The sequence below is a fragment of the Frateuria sp. genome, from assembly GCF_013362045.1.
Lineage (GTDB): Bacteria > Pseudomonadota > Gammaproteobacteria > Xanthomonadales > Rhodanobacteraceae > Frateuria_A.
Map to the genome: position 1 here is coordinate 1 of NZ_JABFWW010000107.1, position 2,148 is coordinate 2,148.

Genomic DNA, 2,148 nt, shown 5'->3' on the forward strand with positions numbered 1-2,148 from the left:
TCAGCAAGACCGCTGAAGTCACCGAGCTGCTGCGCCAGGGCATGACCAAGTACGAGCTGGTCGCCCGCGGCGGCGTGTCGATGTTCGCCTCCGTCACGCGTCCGCGTCCTTCGCCGGCGCAGTGGCAGGCGTACGTGGACGGCATGGATCTGCAGCGCCGTTTCCCCGGCATGGTGGGCCTGGGGTTCGCCGAATTCGTGCCGGCCACACGGCTGGCCGACCTCCAGCTGGAATGGCGCGAAGCCGGCCACGGCCTGCTCGAGATCTGGCCGCGCGGGCAGCGCCACGATTACGGGCCCATCCTCTACCTGGAACCGAAAACCCCGGCGAACGTCGGTGCGATCGGCTTCGACATGTACTCCGAGCCGGTGCGCCACGCCGCGATGTCGCAGGCGATGGAGAGCGGCAACGCGACGCTGTCCGGCCCGGTGCACCTGATCCAGGACGGGTCGCTGCGCAGCACGGGGCTGCTGCTGTACCTGCCGGTGTACCGCGGTGGCGGACGGCCGGCGACGCTGGCCACCCGCCGCGCCGATATGCAGGGCTGGGTCTACGTCCCCGTGCGCATGGAGGGCTTCGTGCGCAACGCGCTCGGCGCGCTGCGCAACGACAACCACTTCCGCGTGTTCGATATTTCGGCGGGGGATCGCCTGCTGTACGCCACCTACGCGCCCAGCGACCGGCCACCGCCGGCGTTCCGCCATAGCAGCGCGTTCGAGTTGTACGGGCGGCGATGGCGCGTGGATTTCGAATCGCCGCCCCTGGCGCAGGCCGCGCCGCGCGTGCAGGGCCTGCAGAACCTGCTGGCGCTGGGGCTGTTCTCATCGCTGCTGCTGTACGCGATCGCGTGGATGCTCGCGCGCACCGAAGCGCAGGCGTACCGCATCGCCGTGCGCATGACCGAGGACTACCGCCGCAGCGAGCAGCGCTTCCGCAGCGCGATGCGCTATTCGGCCATCGGCAAGGCGCTGCTCGACAGCGAGGGCCACATCGTCGAGGCCAACCCGGCGCTGGCGAACATCGTCGGCCTCACGCCCGAGGCACTGGTGGGCCGGCGCTTCGACGGGCTGTTCGAGAGCGACGAGCCGGAGATGATCGCGCACGGCCACGGCACCACTGACGCGCAGGGCGTGCATCGCGCCACCCGACGACTGCACCGGGAGGGCGGCGACCCGCGCCAGGCCCAGCTGACCTACGCACCGGTGCCCGGAAACATCGGCCAGGACATCGTCGGGCTGGTGCAGGTGGAAGACGTCACCGAGCGCCTCCGGGCCGAGGCAAGGGTGCATGCGCTGAACCGGACACTGGAGGCGAGGGTGGCTTTGCGCACCCGGGAATTGAGCCAGGCCAACCAGGAGTTGGAGGCCTTTGCATACTCCGTCTCACACGACCTGCGGGCGCCGCTGCGGGCGATCGACGGTTTCAGCCGCATCCTGATCGAGCGTCATTCGGCCGGCATGGACGAAAACGGGCGGGGCTACCTGGTGCGCGTGCGCCGGGCGGCAGGGCGCATGGGCGAGCTGATCGACGCGCTGCTCAAGATGTCGCGCGTGAGCCGTGGCGAATTGAGGCTGGAACGCGTGGACCTGAGCCGTTTGGCGGGCGAGGTCGTCGAGGAATTGCGCGTGGGCGACACGCGGCGCCAGGTCGAGGTGACCATCCAGCCGGAGCTGTATGTGATCGGCGATGCGCCGCTGCTGCGCAACCTGCTGGGGAACCTGCTGGGCAACGCGTGGAAGTTCACGCGCGACCGGCTGGATGCGCGCATCGAGTTCGGCGCGGTGATGGACGCGCAGGGACTGGAATACTTCGTGCGCGACAACGGCGCGGGGTTCTCGCAGGCCTATGTCGACAAGCTCTTCCGTCCGTTCCAGCGGCTGCACCACAACGACGACTTCGCCGGACACGGCATCGGCCTTGCGTCTGTGAAGCGCATCGTGGAGCGCCACGGCGGCACGATCCGCGCCGAAGGCGAAGTGGGGAAGGGCGCGACGTTCTGGTTCACGTTGCCGCGGGAAAAGCTTGGGGAATAGGCCCGGTTTCGCGCGGCTCGTTGAGCCTGTCAATCGAAACGTCGTGCCGGCGCATCACCTACGCCGACCCTCACCCCAGCCCCTATCCCGGAGGAGAGGGGCTCAAAGCATCAGG

The 2,148-nt window shown here is 69.0% G+C and carries 1 protein-coding gene; it reads left to right on the top strand.

The window, feature by feature from the left end; translation table 11 throughout:
- Window positions 1-2,033 (top strand): CHASE domain-containing protein (locus tag HOQ08_RS05105; protein ID WP_291192300.1); only part of this gene is annotated, 2,033 nt, incomplete at its 5' end.
- Window positions 2,034-2,148 lie beyond the last annotated feature (115 nt).